At 55.9% G+C, this 3,233-nt stretch carries 4 protein-coding genes and 1 pseudogene; all 5 read right to left on the bottom strand.

Annotated elements, in window-relative coordinates; translation table 11 throughout:
* A pseudogene (locus JUK32_RS17520) lies at positions 1-188 on the bottom strand (hypothetical protein); the annotation flags it as partial.
* Positions 189-304: 116 nt separating this feature from the next.
* The gene (locus tag JUK32_RS17515) at positions 305-1,240 is read right to left on the bottom strand and encodes an SUMF1/EgtB/PvdO family nonheme iron enzyme (RefSeq protein ID WP_204140156.1); all 936 of its coding nucleotides are present in this window, start codon (positions 1,238-1,240) and stop codon (positions 305-307) included.
* A 117-nt stretch (positions 1,241-1,357) separates the two neighbouring features.
* A complete protein-coding gene (locus JUK32_RS17510; RefSeq protein ID WP_204140155.1) occupies positions 1,358-2,251 on the bottom strand; it encodes a hypothetical protein in 894 nt (297 codons plus the stop codon).
* A 223-nt stretch (positions 2,252-2,474) separates the two neighbouring features.
* Positions 2,475-2,861 carry a type II toxin-antitoxin system death-on-curing family toxin gene (locus JUK32_RS17505; RefSeq protein WP_204140154.1) on the bottom strand — a complete coding sequence of 129 codons (387 nt, stop codon included), beginning with the start codon at positions 2,859-2,861 and terminating at the stop codon, positions 2,475-2,477.
* A complete protein-coding gene (locus JUK32_RS17500) occupies positions 2,858-3,055 on the bottom strand; it encodes a DNA-binding protein (protein ID WP_204140153.1) in 198 nt (65 codons plus the stop codon). The genes JUK32_RS17505 and JUK32_RS17500 overlap by 4 nt, the downstream gene beginning before the upstream one ends.
* Positions 3,056-3,233: the final 178 nt, after the last annotated feature.

The following is a 3,233-nucleotide window of genomic DNA, read 5'->3' as shown; positions in this document are numbered from 1 at the left end:
CAAGGATCAGCGGCACAAGGGTCAGCCGCGCAAGGATCAGCGGCACAAGGGTCAGCCGCGCAAGGATCAGCGGCACAGGGATCAACCTCTTCTTGCACACCGGTGTCAGTGGTGGCACCGCCACAGGCCACCGTGCCTGTCGCCAATACACCGGCGATCGCGATCGCACTAAAGTAGCTAAGCCGCATCTCATTTTCCTCAACGAAGTTAAATGATTCCTTGGGGGAATTCCTCTTATCTAAGCAGTAAGGTCTGGCGATTACCTGAGAGTTTCCTTAGAATCGGCCAGATTTCTATTGAAGAATTACTCCACCACCAGGCGAAACCCAAACAAAATATGCCGGGAATCTACTGGGCGGGTATGGCGGTAAGCGGCACGACAAAAGCCGGGGAGATCATCCCAAGAGCACCCCACCATTACGGCTTGGGTATCGTCATTGACCAACGTACTGGTGAATTCGAAGACGTTTCCCGCCATGTCTTCCACACCGTAGGGGCTGCGACTGAGGGGAAAGGTAGCGATCGCGCTGGTGCCATCCAGGCCGCTACCGCCCCAGTTGGTAGCGTCATCTTGCCACTGATTGCCCCAGGGAAAATAGCGGCCATCGGTACCGCGAGCGGCTTTTTGCCATTCCAGCTCGGTGGGCAGGCGATAGGTCACGCCGTCTTGCTGGCCCCGCCATGCGGCATAGGCTAAGGCATCGGCATAGGAGACCAGAACGACGGGATGCTGTTGGCGATCGCTGGGGGGCTGATTGGCCTGCCAGAGATACGGCTGCACGGTTTCGTAGGGATGCACCAGAAAGCCCTGCGCTTGATAGTCTGCCTCGGAAATGCCGGGGGCGCGATGCTGGGTGGCCGCAACGAACTGGGCGTAGTTGGCCTGGGTGACCAGGTTGGCACTGAGACAAAAAGCGGGCAGGTCGATTTCCGTCGGTGTCCGTTCTCCCGCAAACCAACGTCTTTCTTGGAGTTGTCTTTTGGCCGCAGCGATCGCCTCGGGGGTATCCCCGATCGCTTCGGCGGCAATCTGGTAGCCATACTCGCGCTCCTCCGGGGCACTCCCGGCTGCAAAGGGGCCAGCCGCCACGAAGATAAAGCCCGGTTGGGCCTCACACCGGGATGCCGTCAGGTTGGGGGGCGGTGCCACTGGGCCGACCGAGCAGCCGGTCAATAACGTGAGCCCAGCTAAGCTCAGAGCGGCGTTGAGGCGGTGGCAGATAGTTCGTTGAGACAACATTCGATAGCTCCGAACACAAACCGATAATTTCGTCGTGCCTCACCCGGTGGTTGCGGCCATACTGGCTGCCATCCATGGGGCCTGCGGCAGTGCAGTCCCTGACCTTGTGAGGCCCTGCTACTGATTGGAGCGTTGGAGAAATTCTTGTCGTAACTGAAGCGCCGATCGCGCCACAAAAAAGCTGGCGACACCCAGCGCGATCGCCAGCAACCCAAAGACCACCCGCAGGCGCTGTCCCGTGGCGCGAATGTCGGCTTCGGTGCCGATGTAAACCTGGAGGCGATCGCCCAGCGGATCAACCAACTGCGGCCCATTCGGCGTCGATTCCAGAGCGGCAACCACCACGATCGACTCGCCATAGGGCAGCACTTGCCGCGACACATCGGTCAGCACGGAGTCAATCTCTCCCCACGTGTCTAAGGGCAGGGGAAACGTTTCGTCACCCAGCTGTACGGCAACCGGGCGGCTGGTGCGGGCGCTGTCGCCGACCCGCACCGTTTCGACATCGATGGGGCCGGACTCCGCCTGCATCGGTAAGACGGACAAGTCGAAGGCTAACGGCAATCGCTGGCGATCGCTCTCGGCCAAAAAGACAGGCTCAGCGGCGGCGGCCCAATCGTATAACACCACGTCTTGGGGCGGATTATCTTCTGTCCCCGCGTCCGCAGTGGGGCGTGCGGTAATGGTCAGTTCACCGCGAATGATCTGGCGCGTCTCATCATCCGGCATGGTGGGCGGGTCATCGGCCACGACAAAGCCCTCGATTTTGACTAAATCGAGGCGATCGCCCTCGTAGGCCAGCGCTTCTGCTAGCGTGAGCTGCTCAGTATCCTCTAACTCACGAGAGGTGTTTAAGGTCAGCCCGGTGACCACTGCGAACACCAGCATCACCGCCACTCCACCGAGCCCCATAGCCACAAAACTCAAGAACTGTAGCCGTTGGTATTCGCGCCGAGTCACGTTGCGGGGCACATCTTGAAACCATTGATACCGCATTCGGTTTTTGCTCATCGGTGCCCTCGCTTTACAGATGTCTCATGTCGTAATATTGCACCATATCGACCATCGGGAACGGGGCGATCGCCGTTCAGGTCATTACCGAATGCTGCCCCGTCGCCAATATTGAGAATTACTGTTTATTCCCAGAGCCGCCGGCAAGACAACGACCAAGTTGAGCGGCGCTAGTAACACATAAACAAAGCAATCAATTTTTATACGCCGCTCCAACGACTTGTTAGCTGGCGGTTGTGTTCCGTTGCAACCATTCTACAAATGCCTCACGGCTTAGCTCACCTGATGCGATCGCCAACACCATACGCTCTTGTTCATCCACAGAGGCGTTAATTTCCATACCATTCAAAACAAGAAAAGTCTCCGTAGCAGCATGACCTGTACGTTTATTTCCATCTATGAAGGGATGATTCAAGATAATGGAAAATCCTAATGCTGCTGCTTTCTCCAGCAAACTTGGGTACAAGTCTTCTGCGTCAAACGTCATTCGGGGCTGAGCGATCGCTGATTCTAACAGCCCCATATCTCGAATACCTAATGCTCCACCAGATTGTTCAAGAATTTTGCGATGTAGCTCTAATACCTCAATCAGTGTCAAATAGCGGATCATGCCAAACGCCGATATAGTTCAGCGTTTTTTTCCAACACATAATCGGCTGCATTAACAAAATCACCTTTTTGTAAATTTAGCCAATCCTCCAAGCTTGCCTTCAAAAGCACTTCAGTCGCAATGCCGTGCACTCTTGCTAAATTCTCTAGCTTTTGAAATTGGCTGTCTGAAAGATCAATTGTGATAGAAGCCACAGCGATCGCTCTCCTAGTACTCAACGGCATAAGTCCCGATACCGATCCGCCCACCCGGCGGGAAGAGCAAAGCTCTACATCCCCCAGTCCCTTCTCCCAAAGCTGGGCTACTAAGTACACATAAATCCCTCCTGGGCTAGTGACCATCCCTGAAAGATGGCCTCAAATTTCCTGAGCC

This window comes from Halomicronema sp. CCY15110 (assembly GCF_016888165.1).
In the GTDB taxonomy this organism is placed as follows: domain Bacteria; phylum Cyanobacteriota; class Cyanobacteriia; order Phormidesmidales; family Phormidesmidaceae; genus Halomicronema.
This window is presented reverse-complemented; position numbering and strand designations above follow the sequence as displayed.